The organism is Microbacterium atlanticum, assembly GCF_015277815.1.
GTDB classification, from domain to species: domain Bacteria; phylum Actinomycetota; class Actinomycetes; order Actinomycetales; family Microbacteriaceae; genus Microbacterium; species Microbacterium atlanticum.
Map to the genome: position 1 here is coordinate 3,325,995 of NZ_CP063813.1, position 22,134 is coordinate 3,348,128.

The window sequence follows — 22,134 nt, forward strand, 5'->3', positions numbered from 1 at the left end:
GATGAGAACGCTTTCATCTTGCGGATGCCGCGGGCTGAGGCATCCGATCGCCGCGTCGTTTCGCAACCGCTTGCAGGGCGCGGGCACGCAGTCGTCGCGGCCTGAGGGGCCCGTCGCGGAGCCGTTGCACGCGAGGGGAGACGGTGTGGTCACGGGTCCGCTGAGAAGTCAGGTCGACAGGGTCTGGGACGCCTTCTGGTCGGGGGGCATCGCCAACCCCGTCGAGGTCATCGAGCAGATCACCTACCTGCTCTTCATCAAGCGCCTCGACGAGCTGCACACCAAAGAGGAGCAGAAGGCGGCGCGGTTCGGCGACCCCATCGAGAACCCGATCTTCCCCGACGGCTACGACAGCGATCTGCCGGGAAGGCGCCCCTATCGCGATCTGCGGTGGGGCGTGTTCACGAACTTCTCCCCCACCGAGATGTTCGAGGTCGTGTCGGAGCACGTCTTCCCGTGGCTGCGGCGCCTGGGCGCCGAGGGCTCGAGCTACGCCCGCAACATGAAGGACGCGCGCTTCACGATTCCGACGCCGGCGCTGCTGACGAAGGTGGTGGACCTGCTGGGCGAGATTCCGATGGAGGATCGCGACACCAAGGGCGACATCTACGAGTACATGCTGTCGAAGCTCGCGACGAGCGGCACGAACGGCCAGTTCCGCACCGCGCGCCACATCATCCAGCTCATGGTCGACATGGCCGAGCCGCGACCTGATGACCGCATCATCGATCCGGCGTTTATGCGCAAGTCGGGTGTCTCACGAGACATCGAGTCGAAGTCGCTGGACCCTTTCGGCCTGGCCGCGTAGACATCATTTAGGTCGTCCGCGACCGACGTCCAGCGCGGGGTCAGGCACTGTCGGCGGGCAGGACGCCGAGTTCGATTAGGTGCGCCCGCGTCTGATCGACGCTCAACTCGGCGGCCTTGTTGCAGACGCGACGGTGTGCCCAGCGCAGGTTCGCCGGGCTGTCCAACCACTCCGGCGTGAGCTTGAAATGAACGACGCCAAGCCCAAACGGAACGATGTGCGCTACTTGCAGCGGGTTCTCGCCCGATCCGTCTTCTCCACAGACCGAACACGAGTTGGACGCCGCGATCACCTTTCGGACAAAACGGACTGGCTTACGGCGTAGATACGTCTGATGCTCGGCCTCCGTGAGAAAGACGCGTCCATCGAAGCCGAGATTGCCGGGTTTGCCCATCGGGACAGTCGTCGTGTCACCGACGCCGTCGGTCGCCGGTTCGATGGGGGACGTCACGTCATTGACGCCGGCCATAGGTACGTCAGCTCGGGCGTCCATTAGGTGAGCGCCTTGTTGACCGCCGCCGAGAGCGAACTCCACGACGCCCGCTCCGAGGGATCCAGCGCCGCGGTTCCGTTCGCGCTCAACCACTTCGCGAAGGCGCGTGCGAGCTTCCATTTCGATGCTTCGGGGTGCTCGGCAACGAGGATCTCCACTAGCGGGCGCGCGGGCTGGCTCTGCACAGTCGCAACGCTGTCCCAACCGAGGTCGTCCCGAGCGATCTGAGCCAGTGTGTGACGTAACAGGTCTTCGATCTCAGCTCGCTGCACTCCGGCGATGTGATCGCCAGTTCTGAGGATCCTCTTTGTACTCAACAGTTGCCAGAGTGCTTCTTGCTCCGCAGCCTGATCGCCAGCGGAATCCGAATCCAGGAGAGCGGCCACCTTGAGGCTTTGGCTAGTCAGGATCGTGCTGTAGTAGACGACCTTGCTTGCGCTTCCGGCTGGAACAATCGCGATGTCGCTGTCCACTGCTGGTCCGCCCTCCGAGGAGAATGCAGCGTTCAGCGCCTCGATGATGAGAAGGTCGGTGATGCCCTCAACGACCAGGTTCCGTTGGTGCGTGAACATGCTCTGCGCGAGGTCGTACCCGAGTGCTGCCTGAAGCGGGTAGATCGACTTCGGATCGTCGACGGCCAAGCGAGTGTGGACCTTTGTACCGACCTTGCGGTCCACCATCTCCACCACCCGGACCAGATCCAGCTCGTCGGCTCCCACCATGAAGGGAGAGTGCGTCGTGTAGACGATCTGGTTCCCCTCGGCCAGAGCGGATACGGTTTTGCGAAACTCCTGCTGTTTGAGCGCGTGAAGGCTGAGGCCGGGCTCATCCAGGAGCAGTATGGCGTTTCGGAGATCGTCCTTTGCCTGAGCGTGGAAGACGACGAAGAACGACACGAGCCAGCGAAAGCCCTCACTACGCTGATCAAGCTCGACCGGAATCCCCAGCTCATCCTCCACGAGCGTCTGGAGGTACTGTCCGTCGACGTCGAGGCGAAGGGTCAGGGAGTCGTCGTTCCAGACGCGACGAATCTCAGCCGTGAGACGCGCACCGGCTGTCTGAAGCGCCCGCTTGCGTTCTGTGAGCCTGCGTTCATGCGCGGCAAGCGCGGCCTTGTATCGTTCCTGTTCCTGAACATCGGTGTCGTAGTTGACGCCTTTCTCAGGAGCCTCCGAGTCCATATTCGATAGTTCACGCGCGGTGAAGCCGAGAAACTTCAGGAGTTGCAGATTGCCAAAGTCGTAGTCAAGGTCGATCTCGCCTGACTCCTCCCTTTCCGCGAGCCGGTTCAAGTGAATTCTCGGTCGAACCGAGAAGTAAGAGGAGAAGTAGACGAACGGGGGCAACTTCGACAGAAGGTGGTTGCCGATCTCGTCGCGGCCTGTCGCCTCCTTCACGATGGCGTCCAGGGCGTCCCAATGGCCTTCGGCGGCGGAACCGTCCGCGAACAGCGGCAACAGTGCATCAAGATGCCCGCGGAGCTCTTCGGCGATCTCTCCACTGATCGAGTCCGCTTGGCCGTGGCTCGCCCTCCACGACGTCAGTGCTTGGGCCGCAGCCTTCGCGTCTTCGCTCGATTGCTTCGACATTGCACTAGTTAGGCGAACGATGCTCTTGTCTACGTCTCCGAGCGTGGGTGACGCAGGCAAGCCAGTGACTCGATAGGTGCGCTTACCGCTGAGCCACGCAGTCATCTCAAGCCGAACGTCTTCGCTGTTCGCGAGGGCAAGCCCGTCGACATCGGACGTATCGGGTTTGAGGACGACCTTCGCGATCGCCATCCGCGCACGATCTAGGTTCCCGCGTCGGATGTCGTCGACCATCGGCGCCGGCGCATCGAAGAGCCAGTCAAGCTTTGGAGTATCTGGCGTCGGGCTGACGAGTTGGATCGCCTTCAGCAATGCTGTCTTACCTGCTTCGTTGATCCCCACCAGGATCGTTTTGTCGGCTTCAACGCCGAACTCTCCGCTATCGACGATGCAGCGGTAGTTGGTTACGACTGCTGATTCGATCCTCATCCCTGAGGCTCCTTCCGTCCTGATGCTCGTTCGACGCACAGCTCATGCGCCGTTGCGGCCTGTGTGGTCAACTCTCGAAACCGGAGCTCGCGTCGAACTTGAGCACGCGTGCGTTCTCGCTGATGGTGCGCACCTCTCCCTCGTCGAAGCCGTCGCTTTTACTGGCCTGGATGTCGATCGTGATCTCGAGCCTGGCGCCGGCGCCCGCGAGGCGATCGATGATCTCGCGAGTCACGTTCCCGATGTCGCGCGAGTACCGATCGGGGTCGACCTTCACGGCGCCGAAGTACCGGCTCGGGCGTCGCGGCGCGAAACTCTCTTCGCTCGTTCCCTCCGACTCGTCTGCTCCGTGATCGATCAGGACGATGTCGACCGGGCCGAGCTCTGCGGAGCCTTCCTCGGCTGCGCCCCGGGCGGCTTCCCGAGCGGCGGCGGCGCGATCGGCGGACGCCTGTTCGTCAGCCTTGTTCCAGTCGACGAGGAGCGTGCTGTCGGTGACTTGGATCGCGGTGTTGTGCGCAGGCGGCACGATCAGCCCGCGGTAGCGATCAGCTTCGGTGTCCTTTGCCGTCGCGATCGCGAACTTCTCGCCGTCGACGAGGACGGAATTGAGTGACCGTTCGATGGCCGAGTCGAGAGTCTCTCGGCGAACGAGGCGCGGCAGGAAGACGTACCGGGTGAAATAGCCCCACAGTTCGCCGACGCTGATCTCGCCCTTGTCACGCCACAGCTGTCCCAGCTCCTGGTGAAGCGTGGCACCGAGGATCGGCGCACCCAACTCCGTGACGAGCTGATCGTCGCGGGTCAGCTTCGCGGCGACGCGCTCCGCGAGGGAGCGGCCGCTCGAGTCGGGCACCTTGTCCGTGATCAGTTCGAATGGCTTGGTGGCGTCGAACTGCTCCGGGTACACCGCCCACACGAATGTGTCGCGGATTCGGTCCGACACGGTCCGGTCGAGACGCGTGACCCAGTCGTCGGTCTGCTTGCGCTGCTGCACCGACAGGTTGAGGCTCTCGCTGGTCGCCTGCACACGCTTCCACGCGAGGTAGCTGCGGGCAGCGGCCTCGAGGCTCTCGAGCTCGCTCTTGTCAGCGACGAGGAAGACGAGGGTATTGCGGTGCACGCGCTGGCTCGCGCCCTTGGTCTCGATCGCGTCGCGCACCCATTGGTGGGCTGCGGCGTCGGCACCGTCCGACTTCCGCCGCGAGTGGCGCGGGTGGACGATCACCAGTCGCGCGTCTTCGAGGTCGGGGATATCGGCGCTGGATGCCGGTGCGACGTGCACTCGATCGAAAACACCGCGCGCACGTTCCTCGCTGCGAAGTCGCTCAGTGATCTCATTCCACACGGTCTCGACGTCTTCGCGGAGTCGCTCGGCATAGTCGTTTGCCGTCTTCGTCACCGAAGGCTGAGTGTCGAACCAGTAGTGCCCCTGCTCCTCGTAGAAGTACGTCGACCGCTGCGCAAGCAACTCGATCGCACTGCCGAAGTTACCGAGCGTGTCACCGGGAGCCGCTGTTCCGAGCCAGACGTACTGCTTGTCCAACCCCTTCCGGGACGCCTTGATCCGCGGGGCAGCTCCCATGAAAATCGTTCGCGCGATCCGCTGCGTGACGAACCGCTGCCCCAGGTTGGGGCGGTCGAGGTCAATCTGTTGCGCCATGGACCCCGGACCGTCGATGTCCGAGTCGATGATCGGCTTCCACTGGTCCTCGAGGTATTGGGTGAGGTCGGTGTTAACAGTCGTTGCCTCCAGTGGCACGTTGCCGGGGAGGATCAGCGGCGACGTGTCGTTGGATGCCCACAGCTCGTGCACGATCGAGGACACCAGCTTGAGCACACCACGAGTGCGCTGGAAGCGCTCAAGTGTGGACCAATCTTCGTACAGCCGGTCCAACAGCTCGGGGTGGAGCGGGTACGACGCTCGGATGCGCTGTTCGTAGTCGTCGCTTGGTGTCGCGGCGTCCCGCGGGAACATGGCGGTGTTGCTCCGGTACAGAGTGACGAAGCTGCGCGCCACGGCGGAGATCGTGGTGAGGCCCTCGGCATCAGGTGCCTGGAAGAGTCGGCGGCGGACGATCTCGAAGGACTCATCCTTGCTCGACGGCCGCCACTGGTCAGCGACACGACGGATCACGTTCTGCAGGCGCTCCAGCGCGAGTTGGCCGTTCGCGCCGCCGATCTCGATGTCGCTTCCACTGCCCGCATCACCGGTATCGGATGCCGGGATCGAGACGACGAGCATCGCGCCAGGCACCGACCGGACGACTTCGGTCAGCGACTGGGCGAACGTGAATTGCGTCTCGAACGAGCCTGACGGAAGCTCCTTGTCCGTGACGAGCTGCCGCGCGTACGCGACCCACTCGTCGATCAGGATCAGCGCCGGCGAGTACTTCGCGATCAGCGTCCGCAAGGCCTCGCCCGGGTTCGTCCCGGCTCGATCGTCCTCAGCAATCAGGTCATACGCTTCGCGGCCGCCGAGCTGCCATGCAAGTTCACCCCAGAGTGTGCGCACCTCCGTCCCGTCGTCCTTGATGAGCGGTGACCCCGCCTTCAAGTACGTGCCGACGAGCGCGACGCGCCTCACTCCCAGGGCACCAAGATCCGGGTTCCCGCTCTCAGCGATGAGCTCCTGGAGTTCCTGAGGCAAGTCCTTCGCGGGCGTGCCGCTGAAGAGGTGGTATAGAGCGAGCATCGAGTGCGTCTTGCCGCCACCGAAGTTCGTCTGCAGGTTGACGACCGGGCTCGCGTTCCCGTCCCCTCCGCCCACGCGTCTGAGCGCGCGCGACAGCAGATCCCGCAAACCTTCCGTGAGGTACGTGCGGGTGAAGAACTCGACCGGATCGCCATACTCAGGGCTCGTCGCCTGACCTGTTCGCACGAGATGCAGGTCGGCAGCAAACTCGGATGCCGTGAACTCGCCACGTGCCACATCGTCATGCGGGCGAATCACCTCGCGCCACGGCCGCAAACCCGAACCCGGGTCGAGGGACACCGTCGTCCGCTTGACCTGCTTGCGCGTCTGATCCTCGAAGACCGTGCGCTGCAGGTCGACGCGGAGCTTGCGGACGTCCTCGGCAGAGTCGACCGCGCCGACCGCGTGGAGCAGTCGCTCGATCGTATCGAGCGCGCGCGCCGCGTCATCAGAACTGAACGGCTCGTTGTGCGCCCACAGGTTTCGCGTCTCGCGGAGCTCGGACCCGAACCCCTGCTGTGCCCGCGACAACACATCCTTGAATCGGTAGCCCTGCTCGGTAATCGCACGAAGCTGCACCTGAACGTCATGCTTCGTCAGCGTTCGAGCAGGCCCACCACGACGCTGAGCGTCCTCCTCAGCCCATCGAATCGGCCAGTCCTTTGTGCCGTAGGCGTTTGTCATCACGTCGTCAACGGTGTCGAGGAGACCTTCGGACAGGAGGTCAAATCCCTTGCTGACGCGGTCGCGGTTATTCAATGCCATGGTGACTCAGTTCTCGTCGAAGTCGAATGCTTGCTGGATTCCTTTGGAGCCTTTGCGGCTCTGGTGTCGCGACATCTCCGCGACGTCACTCCACACGCTCACTAGGGCATTGAAGAGGCCCGCGTCGCGAGCGCTTGACTTCTTCTCCGCTTCGCGAAAGAGCAGGAACCCGAGCTCCTTGACTGCGTCCAGGCTGACTCGTGTCTGAACCCGCGGAAGCAGCTGAACCACCTTGTCAACGCCGGTCGTGTCCAGAATCGCAGCGAGCCGAACTGTGACTTCCCAGATGCTCACTCGGGCGTCGGACTCAGGATCCCAGTCGCCATCTAGATCGCTAGGCGCAATCAGATTGGCGCGACCGCCCTTGGCGCGGAATATTCCGCCTCGCTCAAGGCCACCTACCGTTGTATCCGAGCTTTGAGCGAGTTGGTCGGCTTCACCTGACGTTGCTTCGTCCCAACCGAACTGTCGGTACCACTTGACCGCAAAGCGCGTGTCTGGATCGAAATCCGCCTCCTGCTCACCGAGCACATCGTCCAACGTTGCATTGATGAGCAGTAGAGCATCTCGCACGCTCATGTCGGATCCGTCCGCTTCCCGCACTCGCGAGTAGCGTGAGAACACCGCAATTCCGGGCCCGATTGTCGCCTGCGCCAAATCAACTGGAGCAATGCTCCCCTGAAGCATGCTGCGTAAAGCGCTCGGAAGCTCGGATCTCAGCGTGGCGATGAATGCTCGCCGAGTAGTGGACTCTGCTTCCGCAGCCCGTGGGCGGCAGGCGAGCACAATATTCGATCCAAGAGCGTTTGTGCCGATGCTGATCATGCGGCCGGTGCGCTCGTTCCGCACTGGCCAGGTTGCCGTGATCTCCCAACCGGAATCGATCAAGCCGCTGAGGAGTGTATGCCAACCGGTAGAAGTCGTTCCGGTGTCGCGCGTGTCCTGCTGCTTGTACGCGTAGTACACCGTCATGGGAACACTTCGATCGGCTCCCTCTCGGATACGCCTGAAGACTTCGTTGAAGCCTTCCACGAAGAACTTCTCGGCGCCTGCCTTTCCTCCATGACGGTGCGGGTTAGCCACTAGTTCGTCCGTCTTGGGAGTCAGCACCGTAGCGAGTGTCTTCGAGTGGATGTCAGAAAGTGATCGCCTCAGCCACACGTAGAAGAAGTCGGAGAGATCCGAGTAGCCGATGTTGTCGTAGTAGGGCGGATCCGTGGATACAACCATTCCGTCGTACTTGCGCGAGGCGGCGTCCGCCTGCCTCACCTCGCCGGGGTGGGTGCCGGAGGCCGGCATCGCCGCGATACCCGCCGCGACCCACTCCACATGTGCCAGAAAGTTCCCGACAGAGCCAGAGAAGGGATTGATCTCAAAGTAGTCCCAGACCATGGGTAGGGCCTGTCGCGCGAAAGTATCGCGGACTCCTTCGATCACGTTGATCCAACTGCATAGGGACGACGACCAGTCCGCGAGCTTGCTAATTGCGAACGCCACATAGGTCGCGACGGCATCCCCGTATGCAAGGGCGCCATCACCGCCGTTCTCCAGTCGCTCGCCGTCGACCATGCCCCTTTGATTCGCGTCGGCAACTGCGCGGCCACGAACCTCCCCCACCAAGTCGCTGAAGGTCGTAAGCGCCATCAATTGACGATTGGTAAACAAGTCTGACCACTGCTTGAAGCCGTAGGCCTGCACGCGGAAGCTGGGTGCCACCGGGGGAAGATCTGCCTCTGGAGCACCCGCCGGCCTGGGCACCATTGCTGCTTCGGCGTGCACCTGGGTTGGTTCCACGTATAGGCGACCGCGCTGACCCTCGGCCACGACGGCAATCAGATGGGCCCCCATCCGCCCGGCTTGAGCTTCAGCGCGCACGTACTTGAGGTCGATGGGGGTTCCGTCGGCAATCGATACTGCTCCGCTTCGCCCCACGGTCCCGTCTTGCGCGCCTGTCGGGCCGTTGCGATCCCGGCGAATCTCGTATCGAATCCGACCGTCCTCGACGTGAGGGACGATGTATGTCTCGCGGCCCTTCTTCTTGCTGAGCCACCATGTTCGCACCAACGGCACTTCGATCGGGTTGGCCGGATTGGGGCTCGTCACTGTTCTCGCCCAGAGCCACCCGATCACCCGATGTTCGGTGCCACCTGGAGCGATGGCCTCGGGGTACAGGTGGCCGACCCGCTCCGCAGCCTTATCTCGTACCCATTCGCCATATCGACGAACATCCTCTGCGAGGCCCTCAGCTCCGCGCCAAGGAGTCGTACGCGACTCAGCCTGGGGATGGACGGGCGGCTCATCCGCGAATCTCGGCGGAATCTCAATGAGGCCTTTGGTCTTCAAGACTGCGACGGGATTCAGGTCGGAGGCGTGTGGCTGGAGCCCGAGCCGCTGCGCCTCGAGGGGAATTGCTCCGCCGCCGGAGAATGGGTCGATGAACGGCAGTTCGCTACGTCCAGTGGACCGCGCAATCTCTGCTCGGGCCTGGGCGAGCAGGTCCTGGTTACTCGAGTTCTCCCACTTGGCAAGCTCTTCTAGTAGCCGGTGCAAACGTTGCCGCTCAGCGTCCTGTTCGGCTGTCGTGGGAAACTCTTCGGGTCGCGAAGACGGGTCGTCGACCAACTGGGCGAACAGGATTGCGCGCGCCGCCGCGAGAGGGCGCGGTGCCCAGTAAAGGTGCATCGTCGCGGGGTGCCCCTTGCGAGGCACTGACTTTTCATGCTCAGCGGCGGAGTTGATCGCCTCAAGGGGAAGCGCCACCTCGATGAGCTTCTTCTTCGTCGATGTGTGCGTCACAATGTCTCTCTCGGTGTGGCGGATACGTTGGACTGCGTCATCGCGGCGGCCCACCGCGATCCCAGTAGTCACGCCACTCCTCGTTGTACGACCGGGTTGTCGCGGACGGCTCGATGTGCGTGAACGCGTCGAGCACGTAGCGGAGCCGGTCCCGCTTCTCGCCATCCGGCGACACGAGTACGAGGGCGAGGCGGTGGCGGTCGCCCTGCGTCTGGGCGAAGGTGACCTCATTCGTCGTGATGGTGAAGGTGTCGGATCCCTGGATCCGACCCTTCACCTCGATGTAATGAATGCGCCCGTCGGGATCGAGGGACTGGATGTCATATCCGGGGTTGTTCCTAGGCATCTCGTGTGGCGTGCGGCCGAGTGCGCGTTCGGTGGCGAGAACGGCCTCGACGGCTCGGCGTTCGACGAACTCGGTGTTGCGCGCGAAGGTCTGGGGCGCGGCATCCTCGTCGCCAGTCGACAGTCGTCGGCTCGGCACGACGAGTGCTGATCCGCGGACGACAGCGGGAAGTGCGACGAGTCGTGTGCTTTCGTCGAGCGCGCGTAGTCGCTTGTCGAGCCGTTCGTCGAGTTGGCGCGCCCGATGGAGCGCGACGTCAGCGCGGATGCGGCCAATGGTGCCGGCGCGTTCGAGTGCTTCGAGGCGATTGTGTTCGCGGTCCCAGTGGTTGATTTCGGCGAGGAGTCGTTCCTTGACCTGAACACGGGTGCGGTCGACGTCCACGGCGATGCGCGCGGCGAGTTCGTCCATGCGGGGTGCGAGGCCGTCGCGATACGCCCAGGCGCGGATGGAGCGCTCATGGTCACTCTTCGCCCACTCCTCCGCGAGAACCTCTGCGATCGTTGCAGCCTCACGAGCGTGTGGCGCGTCGTAGTCGAGATAGGGCGGGGCCGCGGCGAGGATGACTGTGCCCGCGGCGTCGAGGACCGGGTAGTCGAAGTGGCGCGACACGGTGTCGGCGTCGGGGGTGGCGTTCTGGATTCGTTGCTCGACGGCGTACAGCAGCGCAGTTTGCTCGGATTGCTGTTCGCGTCGGTCGACGAACACCGTTCCGCGCTTGAGTACTGACCCCAGGTCTTCGATGGTGAGGTCTATGACGGCTTGAAGTAGCGGGTGGCCGGGGGCGAGAAGTGCCGCCTGCGTCTGATTCTCGGGGCGGACGAGTGCGGTTTCGAACGTGGCTCGTTCATACCGTTCCGGCACGGGCGCCCACCTGTTGAGCCTGCGGGCCATGTCGATGACGCGCTCCGGTACCCGCGTGATCTCGTATCGGCCCTTCTCGCGCCGGCGGATGCGACCGCCGAGGCGTTCGAAGGCGGGGAGGAAGAACGCCGCGATGTATCCCGGCTGCAGTCGTCGCTCGCGGGCCTTCTCCATCCGCTCGCGGATCTCTTCGAGGTTGAGTGAGGAGTACATCTCGGGGTGCAGTGCGCGCTCGGCGACCATGGCGTCGAGCCCGTGGGCGACGCTCGCGTCGATGACGCGGTTGAGCTCGGCCTTGCGTTCGGGCTCGTCGCCGTACCGGATCGCCTCGATCAGCAGATCGCGAAGCGACTTCTCCTGGAAGGCATCCGCATCGCCGAGGACGTTGAAGAGGTTGCCGTTGTACGCGATCGACATCTGGTCGATCTTCGACAGCAACCGGGTGAATACGTCCCCTTCGCGGGTGTCTTTCGCGACCATGTTCCACAGGTGGCACACCTCGCGCTGGCCGATGCGGTGGATGCGGCCGAAGCGCTGCTCGATGCGGTTCGGGTTCCACGGTAGGTCGTAGTTGACCATGAGGTGGGCACGCTGCAAATTGAGGCCTTCGCCCGCGGCATCCGTCGCCAGCAACACGACAGTGTTGCGGTCGTACGTGAACTGCTCGCGTGCCGCTTTGCGGTCTTCGCGGCGGGTGCCTCCGTGAATCGTGATGACCGACTCGGGGCGACCCAGCTGCGTCGTGATCTTCTGGCGCAGGTAGTCGAGGGTGTCCTTGTGCTCGGTGAAGATGATGATCTTGCGCGGTTCGCCTGAGTCGTCGTGGACGAGGAGCTGCTCGTCGAGGATCGTGCGTAGCTGCACCCACTTCTTGTCGTCGTCGAGCAGCCGCACGCGGCGGGCGACGCGGATGAGGTCTTCGAGGATCGCGATCTCTGCGCGAAGCTCGCCGATCGACTCGGAGGCGGTGGCGAGGTCGACGACCTCGTCTACACGCGCCTCGAACTGCGCGCGCTCGTCTTCAGCGACCTCCTCATCAAGGTCATCAAACAAGTCGGGGTCGAAGCTTGGCGTCGAGTTGGAATCGTCCGCGAAGTCGAGCGTCACGCGGCCCGTCGACCACTCATCGATCGCCGCGGTCATCGAGGTGCTGTACCGGGCCTCGTCGGTCGCGCGTCGCCACTCCCGCAAGCGCGTCTCGAGTCGCACTTGGCGTCGCTCGAGTGAGCGGAGGATGGCTTCGGGGCTCGAGGCGAGGCGTCGCTGCAGCACCGTGAGCGCGAAGCCGACGTTGTTGCCACGCTTCTTGTCGCCGGCCTGCGCGAGGCGTTCCGCCCGCCCCATCTCGGTGCGGACGTAGCCGGTCACCAGCTCATATAGCTCGCGCTCGGGGTCGCTCAGCTCGTACTCGACGGTGTAGGCACGACGCTCAGGGAACAGGGGCTTGCCCTCGAAGGTGAGGAGTTCTTCCTTCACCATGCGTCGCATCAGGCCGCGGGTGTCGGTGCGGTGCACGCCGGCGCGGAACTGGCCTTCGAATCGGTCGCGGTCCAGTAGCGACATGAACAGCTGGAAGTCCTCCTCTTTGCCCGCATGAGGGGTCGCGGTCATGAGGAGGAAGTTGTGCGCGGTTTCGGCGAGCAGTCGGCCAAGCCGGAATCGCTTCGTCTCGTCGACTTGGCCGGCCCACGACGAGTAGTGCGCCGACATGCGGTGCGCCTCGTCGACGACGACAGCGTCCCAGGTGACGTCCGACAGCTGCTCGACCAGGTCATCGCTCCTGGAGAGTTGATCCATCCGTGCGATGAGGAACGGGTGTTCGGCGAACACGTTGCGCCCCTGCGCGTCGTCGACCATCTGCCGGTTGAAGATCTCGAACGACAGGTCGAACTTCTGGGACAGCTCTTCTCGCCACTGCTCGACGAGGCCGCCGGGGGCGACGATCAGTGCTCGTTCGCAGTCGGCGCGAAGGATGAGCTCCTTCAGATAGAGGCCGGCCATGATCGTCTTGCCGGCGCCCGGATCGTCGGCGAGCAGGAACCGAAGCGGGATCCGCGGGAGGAGCTCCTCGTACACTGCGCGGATCTGGTGCGGCAGAGGGTCGACGTCCGAGCTGTTCACCGCCGCCATCGGGTCGTAGAGTGCGGCGTACTTGATGCGCAGCGCCTCAGCCGCGAGGCGGAACTCGTCGGGGTCGCCGTCGAACGCGGGTGCGTTGCCGAGCTCAGTGACCAGCTCAAGCTTGCCGGCATCCGCATCGGTGATCATCCGCTCGCCGGTGCGGCCGGAGTCGTCGCGAAAGAAGATCTCGACGAGCGCATCGTCCAGCGGCGTCACGCCGACGAGCGTCACCGGTTGCCCGGGCAGGACGCCGCGCAGGCGTTGTCCCGCGCGCAGCGAGGCGAGCGTCACCGCAGGTGCGTCCACGTGGTTCCTCCCCTGGAAAATGGCAAGTCGCTCAGGATACGTCGGGCCGCCGACATCGCGGCTGACTGGGTCAGCCCGGGGATCCGGCATCTCCCTTGCGCACCCAGTCGTCAACCTCGCTCGCCTGGAACTTCCACAGACGCCCGACCTTGTGCGCCGGCATCCCTTTGTCGGAGATCCACGCGTAGATCGTGTCTTTGGTGACACCCAAGTGCTCAGCGATGTCGTCGGCAGAGAGCCATGGCTCTGACATTCACGCCCCCATGCGGATTGAGCCGGATGTGTCCGGGTATGGGCCGATCCTATCGGGAACCCTCGTCGTCGTCGCTGTTGGCGTGCCCGACCTCGTCAACGGCAGCCAGGAGTTCTTCGAGGTGCATGTGAAGTTCGTCGTACGCCTGCATGAAGAACATCAAATCCATGTTGGACGGAGTTGTGTCGTCCAGGTGGGCGAGGATCTCCCGCGCCTCGCGGACCGCTGTCTGCAGCCGAGTCTCTATTCCGGGCAGGCTGCGGAGCCAGGCGTCGATCACGCTGAACGGGATCGGGGCGAAGCCGTGGGCGTCGACGCCGACGTGGAACTGATGGTCGTTCGGGCCGTGATCGCGTGCATGCGTGTGTCCGTGAAGGAGCGGGATACCGTCGTCCCAGCGTGGGCGATGCGATGTGTGGCGATCAATGGGTTGGCTGTCGCCGGCGTACGGGTAGTGCGAGGCGAGGAGCCGGTACCCGTGCCGCGTGCCTTCGATCACCTCCGGCAGGATCTCCCACCCGGCCGCCTCGTATTGAGGTGCGAATCGCTCGATGGCGCGCTTGCTCTGTGTTGCTGGTGAGACACGATCGTGGTTGCCGGGGACGAGAAGCCGGCGCCCGTTGAGTCGCGCGGTGAGCCGGATCGACTCTTCGATCGGTCCGAGTGCGACATCGCCGAGGTGCAAAACGACATCGTCGGGCGCGATGGCGTCGTTCCATCGGCGGATCAGCGTGGAGTCCATCTCTTCGACCGTCGAGAACGGGCGGCCAGCGAGTTCGCTGATGCGGGCGTGACTGAAGTGGGTGTCGGAGGTCACGAAGTCGACCTGGTCGAAGTCGAACCACGGGTACTCACGCATCGTGAGAATCCGGGGCGTCGGGATCCATGTCGTATGCGCGCAGCAACGCTCGTTCGATGTCACTCACGGGCTCCGGCTGCATCTGGGCGGTATCGGCCCGAAGCCGACCGAGAGCGGCCTCGATTGCGATCCGGTTCTCGTCGCGCCACTCGCGAACACTCCGATCGCGGAGCACGCCGTCCTCACTGCTGCCCGGGTAGTCGAGCAGGAGCTCGGTCTCGATCACCGAGGCCAGGACACATGCATCGACGGTGCGCGACGCGCGCAGGATCGACAGGCGGGTGGTGGCATCGGAGTCAGATACGTCGACGCGGTAGCGCTGGATGTCGCCGTGCTCGGTCGACTCGACTCCGACGTGAGTGACCGTGAGGCGGCGTCCGCTGATGATGATCTCTCTCACGCGCCCTCCCTCCCGAACAGATCAGGCTACAAGGGCGAGCCCTCTGTCACCCAGCCTCAGGACGAAGGCGGCCCGGTCGGATGACCTCGTCGTGACCTGGAACTAATGTGATCGTCCCGAGCCGTGACCAGTAGCTGACGAGCCAACGCTGTAGCAGCTCGCGCTGCTCCTTCCGCTGGAGCAATGAGCGCCCGGGATCATCGATGACGTGCTCCCAGTCGGGGGTTGAGAACATTTCGTCGAAGAGTTCAGCCCGCGATGGGCCGGTGCCATGGCGGTCCCACCACGACACAGTCAGCTGGCCCGCGAGCTCGGCGGTTGACCTACCATGTGGCTCTTCGATGGTGCCGATCAGAGCGCTGAGGTACGGGTCATCGGCTGCCAAGGCAAACGGTTCGTGCTCGATCGCGACCGCTTCCATAGATTGAAGGATGCCATACGGATTAGGCACAGCACTGTAGTGGCGCGGCGTTCCGAACTGCGTGCGGACCGAGTGGGCGGCGGGGCGGCTCAGACTTATCTGAGCGTCAGATCTGGCGCGCGCGCAGGCAGGAGATCAGTCAGGTCGACGCCGAGCACCTGGGCCACGGCGAGCAGCGTCTTGACAGTCGGGTTCGCTGGAGTGCCAGGCCGCGACTCGCCCTTCTCAAGCTTCTGGTACGTATACCGACTCAGCCCTGACTCGTAGGCGACACGATCCTGGCTATACCGGACGCGCGCACGCTCACGCTGAATGTTCTGGCCGAGCTCGCGAGCATAACGGTCCCACGCATCAGGGAGATTTGCGGGGGACGGCACACCTCAAGCGTTGCGATTAGGCCTCTGCGAAAAGGCCTATTTCGTATGGCAATCTGCACAGTCCGGACACAAAGACGCCCTCCACGAGGGAGGGCGTCGGGCCACGGTTGGGATGAACAACCGGGCGGGGTGTATCCACACTATACACACGATCGCTGGTAGGAAGGTGATCACCTCGTGCACCGATTTGGAGTCGTCTGTTGTCAGCCTCACCCGTTCCTGGACCGCCGCACGAGCGCCTCATCGTCTACATCGACGGCTTCAACTTCTATCACGGCATGCACGACAAGTTCGGACGCTCGACCCTCTGGATCGACTTCGTCGCACTCGCGCAGAGCCTGCGCCCGCGCAGCCACATAGTCGCGGTGAAGTACTTCACCGCACCTGTGCTGGGCGATGCGGGCGCGGCCAGTCGTCAGGCCTACCATCAGGCAGCCGTCGCCGCGCGTCACATCAACATTTTCAGCGTCACGCAGGGCCGATATCAAGCGAAGACCGTGACGTGCTTCAACTGTCGCGCAACGCGTACGGTGCACGAGGAGAAGGAGACCGACGTCAACATCGCAGTTGCTCTTGTCGGCGACGCCGCGGCGAACGCGATGGACTCGGCACTGATTATCAGCGCGGACAGCGATCTTGCGCCCGCGGTCAGGGCCGCAAAACAGTTCCGCCCGCACATGTTCATCGGTGCCGCCTTCCCGCCAAAGCGTTTCTCGAGCGAACTCAAGCAACTGATGCCCGCTTCGTCGCAGATCGGTCGCGACAAGATCCGCCAGGCTCTTCTGCCCGAAAGGTTCACCGTCGGCGCAACCACCTACACCCGACCTCCGAAGTGGCGATGATGCGAGCGAGGTAGCCCCCCGTCACCTGCGGCGTGAGTCCACGTTCGGGCGCTTCATCGGAGTGACGTTGCGGCTCGGGTCGTCGCCACTCAACAGCTGGTTCTCGACATGTAGCTCGGCGACAGCGGTCGCGGCGATCGTCAGCTGTGCTTCGAGGCTGCTCACTCGCTCGCGGAGCTGTTTGATTTGGGCTGCACGATCAGCCAGCAAACTCCGCAATGACTCGATCTCGCGATCTCTGGGCTGAGTTCCGTCCACGCGACGTGCCCACTCGTCCATCACCGCAGTCGCGCGGTTCATGGTGGCGCGGCTGACGCCGGCTTCGCGATAGAGGTTCTCCTTAATGATCCGACCGTCGGTGCGGACGGCTGCCCCGTTGAGGAGCCGCTCCATCGCGTCGCGCAGTTTGCGTTCGGTCGCGGCAGTGATGTCAGGCATCCGTGAACTTCCTCGTGATGCGGCGAACGTCCTCAAGCTCTGTCTCGAGTTGTTCGCGATTGTGTGGTGCCATCTTTCGGTCGCGTAGCTTCGCGACGAGGTCGCGTTCTTCGGCGATCCAGATCGGCGCGTGCTCCTCGGTGATGACGGAGTTACCGCAAGTGGTGGGCTGGCAGCGATTTGGCATGACGCCTCCTGCGGCTGCTTCGGCGGGCAGCCCCTTCAAGCACGCCGCCTGATCAGGGATGCCGAGGCAGTGGTTGACGGTTCCCCATCGGAGCGTGCTGAACCGGTCGCGGAGGAGAGTGCGCAGTGTGCGCTCGTCGCCGACTTTGACCTCGTTGCTTGAGACTGAGTCGGCCTTCTCGAGGTCATCTCGGAAGCGTTGGGCGCCTGCACCTGCGAGCCTCATCTCGTGGTCTTTCTGGGAAGACCAGGCGCCGACCAACCGTGACGCGACAGCTTCCTGGAGCTCATGCTCGAACTCCGCAGCCCACTCCGGCGTCTCGCTCGCGTACCCGGACGTCGTGCCGTTCGCAACGGCGCGTCGCGCAGCGTGCTTGAGCTGGATGCCGAGCGCAATCTCGCCGTCCGGCTGTTGCGCGGTGATCACAGCCATCGTCCGCCGGAACATGTGCGGAGCGAGATGAAACGCGGGGATCGGCTCAAGGCCGGCATCCGGCGATTGACCATTGAGTTGCGAGATGAACTGTTTCAGCTCACTGTGACGATCGAACCGACCTGCACCATCCTCCGCTCGATGCTCACGACGAACGGAGCTGAAGACGTCGTCGCCAAGAGCAACTCGTTCCGCGACAGCGATTGCCTGCGCAACAGGTTCGATGATCCACCAGTTGCGCCGCTGCATCCCGCGTCGCCCCTTCCGGAGCTGGGAAGTGACGGCGGGCGCGCCGTACGACGTGGTGAGCGCCCCCTTCTTGATGCTCAGCAGTTCCGAGTCGCGCATCATCGTGAGAGCCGCACAGAAGACGTAGCACGCGTTACGGAGGAGCTTCAGTTGGACTCGGATCGTCGCCGGGTCGAATCCGTCGATCCACGGCCCGACGGATCCATCGGCGCGTTCGATAGCAGTCGCTTGCGTGGCGAGGCCGCCGGGAGCGGTCGAGAGCATGCCGGTGGCGATCGCATCGGTGATGTTCCGTCGTCGGCGGACGACGTCGGGACGATCAAGCTCCGCGAACAGTTGCTTGCTGTGCCCGTCGGACACGAGCAACGAAAGGAGCGTCCAGTGGATCTCTCCTTCACGGAATCTCCCGTACGTCATCCGGTGCAGGGGCACGCGATTTCCTGGCGTTTCGATCCATCGCGCGAGGACTTCCTCAGGGCGCTGAACCTTCACGCGCTCGTTGTTGGGTCGGTCGAGAGCCGACCACTCTGCGCCAGCCGCAAAGATGTCGTGCGAGAACACGTCGATGTACTGCCAGCACGCACGCAGCAACGGCCACCAGACGTCCGGCGGGATGACCGGGGTGCTCAGCTCGGTGCTCGACTTCTGCCCGCTGAGCGCGATCGTCGTGATTTCGCCCCAAGGGCGGAACCGGAGCCCACCGCCGGTGAGGACTGCCGCATAGGTGTGAAGGTCACGGAGTGCATCGACGGCCTGCCTCGTTCTGGAGCGGATCCCCATCGCCTTGATATCAGCGAGGAACCGGTCGAGGTGCACCTGATGGAGCTGTCGGAGTTGGATGTCAGGGAGGGTTTCCGCGTGCCAGGCGGCGAACCGCTTCAGGCCCTCGAGCTTGGAGCGGATCGTCTTTACGTGAGCGGGCGTTGCGCGTAGGTAGATCAGCTGACCGCGCAGCACGGGGTGTACCGGGTTGAGAAGGGCGATCGCGAGTTCGCGAGCGCGAAGGTTCCAGTCACCGCTGAACGAGGTGAACAAGAGGACCGCTGAGTGGCGCCCGGCAGCGGGGTTCCATCCCAACGCACCCAGATCCCAGCGATCCTCATCTCCGAACCGAGGGATGGGGTAGTCGTGTTCGAGACGGTGATCGGCGAGGACCGGCGTATCGCCTGCCCAGTGGTCGCTTGCGAACGGCTTCACCCGCTCCGCAGAGTACCCGCGTTCGACGCTCATAGGTGGACTCCTCTCTGGGGGAGGGGCAGGTGGACCGCGACGGTCTCGTGCGCAGTCCGCGCATTCTCGATCTCCGCCGGGGAGAACTCGCCGAGGATGCGCTCGACGTTCACCAGCTGCTGGCCGTGGACGGCCGCGAACTGGGCTGGAGGCATCTCGTTCTCGTGACCGCGGAGAATCTCTCGGTACGCGAGGACTCGCGGGAGGTGGTCAGCGAACACGATGGCATTCGGGCACGCGAAGCACATCGATGGCCGATGCTCGCAGAGCCGCCCCGCCGGCGTGAACGGTGACTCGTATGGGGACGTGCACTGAGTCACGTTCATTCCATGCTCTGTGGTGCTCGAGGCAAGCTCGGCTGCGGCGGCGGTACCCAGGTCACCCGCGACATCGTTGACCGTGCTGGCCGCGGCATGAACGAAGACTGGTCCGCGCACGCGATCAAACACCTGGTTCTGGGCCGCGTTGACTGCGTTGCCCGCCAGAACGTGCACAGTCGTCGACTGCGCATAGTGGCGTTGGTAGACGGCGATGCTGTGGTCGTCTCCAGCGGCGGCGTCCGCGCTACGGAGTACGGCTGCCCGAACGCTCTTCACTGTCTTGCGTAGGCGACGGGAGTCGTACGGCTTCGATATCTCAGGCGAGATCGACGTCAACAACGAAGTGAATGGATATCGAGAGAACGACTCTCGACGCGCGATGAGGTGCCTGGACGTGGTGCGCTGCACCGTGAGGAACAGGACATCTGCGTCCGCGACAGAGGCTTCCGTCGCTTCGGATCGAGCGAGTTCGGTGACGGCGATGAGGCGGAGGATGAGATCTCCTGCACGCCACCCCCTGTGGTCGTCTGCCGCGGTCAGTGCGCAGCGCACGGTCCGAGTCCTGTGCGCCCGCGCCTTGCGGAGCCGCACGCGAAGAACGCCGGTCGAGTGCTCGATGTCCGTCAATCGCACTCCTGACCATTCTTCCGGCGCCGCGCCGGTCTCCAACTGCAACAGCGAGCGAAATGCGACGAGGTCTTCGCCGGTCGGGTAGAGGTAGGACAGCAGGCGGCGCGTGATTCGACCGGCATCAAGCTGGGTCACAGCTCGCTCGTCTGCAAAATCAGCGTCAAGGTCGTCAAGCACTCCCATAGCGCACGCCCCCAGGATGTCGCCCTCGATCGTGGTCTGAGGCCGGCGTCCGAGATGGCGAATGCCCCACAGCACATCGGCGCTGCGCGTCCATCCTGTGAGCCGCGGGTCGACGCCGCTGGCGAGCAAACGACGGCCTGTTGCCAGACGAGTCTCCAACTCGCGGATTCGGGCGCGGCAGGCGTCGCGTATCGCGATGCGTTCCGCGTTCGAGAACTCGTCGAGTGGCGTGGACTCTCCGCCCTGGTGCAACACGCGTGCTTGCGCCCAGCGGAGGACTGCTTCGCTGATGGCACGACCGTTTGCTGCGTGGACTCGGATGAGAGCGCGTATCTGCCTGCCGTACCTATAGGGGATCGTGCTCTGGGGTGGGTAGGCGCCTGCCAACGCGGACTCCCAGACGTGCAGAGCATCGATCATCGCGTTGCCCGGCGACTCCAAACCCGCCGTTCGCGGTAAGGCATCAGGCAGGCCGAGCAGAAGGCTCATGAGGGCCCTGCGGTATTGGTAGGCGGTGCCGTCAGAGTGGCCCATAGCGCGCCGCATATCGATCAGTGCGTCCGCGAGCTCGGCGGCTAGGACGGGGTGCGCGAAGTCGAGCGGAGCCAGTGTTCCATCGAGGTTCGCCGTCGGCAGGACGAACAGCATTGGACGCGGGGCGAGATCGATGTCGGTCACGCGGCGTTCCGATCGGCGAGGACTGCGGCGGCGTAGGTCATGCCCTCGTCGCTCCAGCTCTCGAATACATCCTGAATGAGGGCATCCGTGTCCTCGATGTAGCGCAGGTAGACCATGGTCGTCGCAGGGTTCGAGTGACCCAGCAGCCGCTGAACTGTGAGTCGCGGGTTGATGGCGATGTGCTCGGAAAGCGTGGCCGGTCCGACGTTGCCGGCTCGTCGCTCCGTCTCGCGGGCCAGTGCCACTTCGGTAAGCGACTTCAGGAGCACCACAGCGAAGGTGTGGCGTAGATCGTGCGGAGTGATCCGTGTACGGCGACCGCCCATCTCGTCCTGAGCGAGCTCGAGAGTGCGCCGGCTCGCAGACTCGAACGTTGCGTGCCATTGCCTGCGGCTGATCGGCAAACCGCCTCGCCCTACAAAGAGGCCCAGTGCCTCCAGCCCCTGGTCCCCCTCGATGACAGCAATCCTTCGCAGGTGCGGAGGCAGCTGATGCAGCCGCCACCTCGATCGCCTCCCGTCAACCCGCCCTCGCACAAGGCCCGCCGACACATCGATCTCGTCCACGATGAACAGCTCGGTGCGACGCCGCCAGAGGGAGGCAGCAGACGCGCGGACGACTGCTCGGCGCTCCGTCTGCCGGTACAGATCGACGGCCCGGAGCGTCGTGAGGGGGACGTGGACGCGGCGACGCTTCTGATACTTGGCGCAGGCCTCGAGCAAGACGCTGGTGCCAGTGCTCGATGGTAGCGGGACTTCGGCGTCGAGCAGCGTGGAGAACTCACCGAGGCGCATCCCCGTCGTTACGGCCAACTGTGCGCCCGCTTTCGAGCGCAGGCTGGTTGTGCCCCGCCAGCTCTCGTCCAAGCCACCCGCGGCGGTTCGTCCGCCGAGACCGACGTTGAGGAACGTGCGCCACTGCGCCTGCGTCAGCGGTCGAATGTCCGGCTCGCTCCTCCAACGAATCCGGAGCGGCGACGACCTTCCGATGGTGATCCACGGTTCGCGCTGGATCTGTCCGATCTGAGTGAGTAGCTGATAGATCCCGCGGATCACAACCACATCGCGTTGCCACGTCGCCGGCGAGACTGGGCGCTCAGAGCCGCTCAGCCGCCACTCGCGGAACGCGACGATGTCGTCGCTCGACGCATGGATGACGTCGGTCTGTCGCGCGGCGAGGAACGAAGCGAACCGCCTGGCGTCGTATGCGTACGCGCGCAGCGTCGCCGGGTCTGTCGACGCTGCGACGATCCGGAAGTACGTCAACCACGGCTCAACCGGCCGCCACCGATCGTCAAGAAGGATCGGCAGTCCATCGGGTAACGATCGGGGGTGCGAATAGCTGTCTCGGGCGCGCTCGTCGAGGTCGGATGGGATAGCGAGCTGGTGGTCGACGAAACGAAGATGCATCGTGCTCCGGGGTG

At 64.1% G+C, this 22,134-nt stretch carries 16 protein-coding genes; 2 read left to right on the plus strand and 14 right to left on the minus strand.

Features of this window, described 5'->3' with window-relative positions; all coding sequences use genetic code 11:
• Positions 1 to 145 precede the first annotated feature (145 nt).
• Positions 146 to 808, plus strand: coding sequence for a type I restriction-modification system subunit M N-terminal domain-containing protein (locus IR212_RS15215; RefSeq protein ID WP_228479362.1), 663 nt, complete (start codon positions 146 to 148; stop codon positions 806 to 808).
• Positions 809 to 848: 40 nt separating this feature from the next.
• Here IR212_RS15215 and IR212_RS15220 read toward each other — a convergent pair whose 3' ends face one another.
• The 10 genes from IR212_RS15220 to IR212_RS15265 all read right to left on the minus strand — a co-directional run bounded on the left by IR212_RS15220 (position 849) and on the right by IR212_RS15265 (position 15,522).
• Positions 849 to 1,277: a hypothetical protein gene (locus tag IR212_RS15220; protein ID WP_228479363.1), complete on the minus strand. Its 429-nt coding sequence runs from the start codon at positions 1,275 to 1,277 to the stop codon at positions 849 to 851.
• Between the two features lie 23 nt (positions 1,278 to 1,300).
• A complete protein-coding gene (locus IR212_RS15225) occupies positions 1,301 to 3,319 on the minus strand; it encodes an AAA family ATPase (protein WP_194396697.1) in 2,019 nt (672 codons plus the stop codon).
• A 67-nt stretch (positions 3,320 to 3,386) separates the two neighbouring features.
• Entirely contained in the window at positions 3,387 to 6,779 is a 3,393-nt protein-coding gene (locus tag IR212_RS15230) for a DUF499 domain-containing protein (protein ID WP_194396698.1), read from the minus strand.
• Between the two features lie 6 nt (positions 6,780 to 6,785).
• A complete protein-coding gene (locus IR212_RS15235; protein WP_228479364.1) occupies positions 6,786 to 9,647 on the minus strand; it encodes a DUF1156 domain-containing protein in 2,862 nt (953 codons plus the stop codon).
• The gene (locus tag IR212_RS15240) at positions 9,613 to 13,212 is read right to left on the minus strand and encodes a helicase-related protein (protein WP_228479365.1); all 3,600 of its coding nucleotides are present in this window, start codon (positions 13,210 to 13,212) and stop codon (positions 9,613 to 9,615) included. The genes IR212_RS15235 and IR212_RS15240 overlap by 35 nt, the downstream gene beginning before the upstream one ends.
• A 70-nt stretch (positions 13,213 to 13,282) precedes the next feature.
• Positions 13,283 to 13,465, minus strand: a complete 183-nt coding sequence (locus IR212_RS15245; RefSeq protein WP_194396700.1) for a helix-turn-helix domain-containing protein — start codon at positions 13,463 to 13,465, stop codon at positions 13,283 to 13,285.
• Between the two features lie 49 nt (positions 13,466 to 13,514).
• Positions 13,515 to 14,282: a metallophosphoesterase family protein gene (locus tag IR212_RS15250; RefSeq protein ID WP_194396701.1), complete on the minus strand. Its 768-nt coding sequence runs from the start codon at positions 14,280 to 14,282 to the stop codon at positions 13,515 to 13,517.
• Between the two features lie 34 nt (positions 14,283 to 14,316).
• The gene (locus IR212_RS15255; protein WP_194396702.1) at positions 14,317 to 14,724 is read right to left on the minus strand and encodes a hypothetical protein; all 408 of its coding nucleotides are present in this window, start codon (positions 14,722 to 14,724) and stop codon (positions 14,317 to 14,319) included.
• A 46-nt stretch (positions 14,725 to 14,770) separates the two neighbouring features.
• Positions 14,771 to 15,145 carry a hypothetical protein gene (locus tag IR212_RS15260; protein ID WP_194396703.1) on the minus strand — a complete coding sequence of 125 codons (375 nt, stop codon included), beginning with the start codon at positions 15,143 to 15,145 and terminating at the stop codon, positions 14,771 to 14,773.
• Positions 15,146 to 15,240: 95 nt separating this feature from the next.
• A complete protein-coding gene (locus IR212_RS15265; protein ID WP_194396704.1) occupies positions 15,241 to 15,522 on the minus strand; it encodes a helix-turn-helix domain-containing protein in 282 nt (93 codons plus the stop codon).
• 200 nt (positions 15,523 to 15,722) lie between these two features.
• On the opposite strand from IR212_RS15265, the gene IR212_RS15270 reads away from it, so the two are divergent.
• A complete protein-coding gene (locus tag IR212_RS15270) occupies positions 15,723 to 16,364 on the plus strand; it encodes an NYN domain-containing protein (protein WP_228479366.1) in 642 nt (213 codons plus the stop codon).
• A gap of 21 nt (positions 16,365 to 16,385) precedes the next feature.
• Here the strand turns inward: IR212_RS15270 and IR212_RS15275 are convergent, their stop codons facing one another.
• Genes IR212_RS15275 through IR212_RS15290 form a run of 4 tightly spaced genes read right to left on the minus strand, consistent with a single transcriptional unit; the run spans position 16,386 to position 22,120 of the window.
• Entirely contained in the window at positions 16,386 to 16,802 is a 417-nt protein-coding gene (locus IR212_RS15275; RefSeq protein WP_194396705.1) for a hypothetical protein, read from the minus strand.
• Positions 16,795 to 18,900 (minus strand): hypothetical protein, encoded by a 2,106-nt coding sequence (locus tag IR212_RS15280; protein WP_194396706.1) that lies wholly within the window; start codon positions 18,898 to 18,900, stop codon positions 16,795 to 16,797. Before IR212_RS15280 ends, IR212_RS15275 begins: the two co-directional genes overlap by 8 nt.
• Complete coding sequence (locus tag IR212_RS15285) at positions 18,897 to 20,711, minus strand: hypothetical protein (protein WP_194396707.1); 1,815 nt, start codon at positions 20,709 to 20,711, stop codon at positions 18,897 to 18,899. Before IR212_RS15285 ends, IR212_RS15280 begins: the two co-directional genes overlap by 4 nt.
• Complete coding sequence (locus IR212_RS15290) at positions 20,708 to 22,120, minus strand: tyrosine-type recombinase/integrase (protein ID WP_194396708.1); 1,413 nt, start codon at positions 22,118 to 22,120, stop codon at positions 20,708 to 20,710. Before IR212_RS15290 ends, IR212_RS15285 begins: the two co-directional genes overlap by 4 nt.
• Positions 22,121 to 22,134: the final 14 nt, after the last annotated feature.

What these genes read in the sequence shown, in the direction of transcription:
- IR212_RS15220 (WP_228479363.1), bottom strand. Translation starts at nt 1,277, where the DNA reads ATGGCCGGCGTCAATGACGTGACGTCCCCCATCGAACCGGCGACCGAC.
- IR212_RS15225 (WP_194396697.1), bottom strand. Translation starts at nt 3,319, where the DNA reads ATGAGGATCGAATCAGCAGTCGTAACCAACTACCGCTGCATCGTCGAT.
- IR212_RS15230 (WP_194396698.1), bottom strand. Translation starts at nt 6,779, where the DNA reads ATGGCATTGAATAACCGCGACCGCGTCAGCAAGGGATTTGACCTCCTG.
- IR212_RS15245 (WP_194396700.1), bottom strand. Translation starts at nt 13,465, where the DNA reads ATGTCAGAGCCATGGCTCTCTGCCGACGACATCGCTGAGCACTTGGGT.
- IR212_RS15260 (WP_194396703.1), bottom strand. Translation starts at nt 15,145, where the DNA reads ATGGAAGCGGTCGCGATCGAGCACGAACCGTTTGCCTTGGCAGCCGAT.
- IR212_RS15275 (WP_194396705.1), bottom strand. Translation starts at nt 16,802, where the DNA reads ATGCCTGACATCACTGCCGCGACCGAACGCAAACTGCGCGACGCGATG.
- IR212_RS15280 (WP_194396706.1), bottom strand. Translation starts at nt 18,900, where the DNA reads ATGAGCGTCGAACGCGGGTACTCTGCGGAGCGGGTGAAGCCGTTCGCA.
- IR212_RS15290 (WP_194396708.1), bottom strand. Translation starts at nt 22,120, where the DNA reads ATGCATCTTCGTTTCGTCGACCACCAGCTCGCTATCCCATCCGACCTC.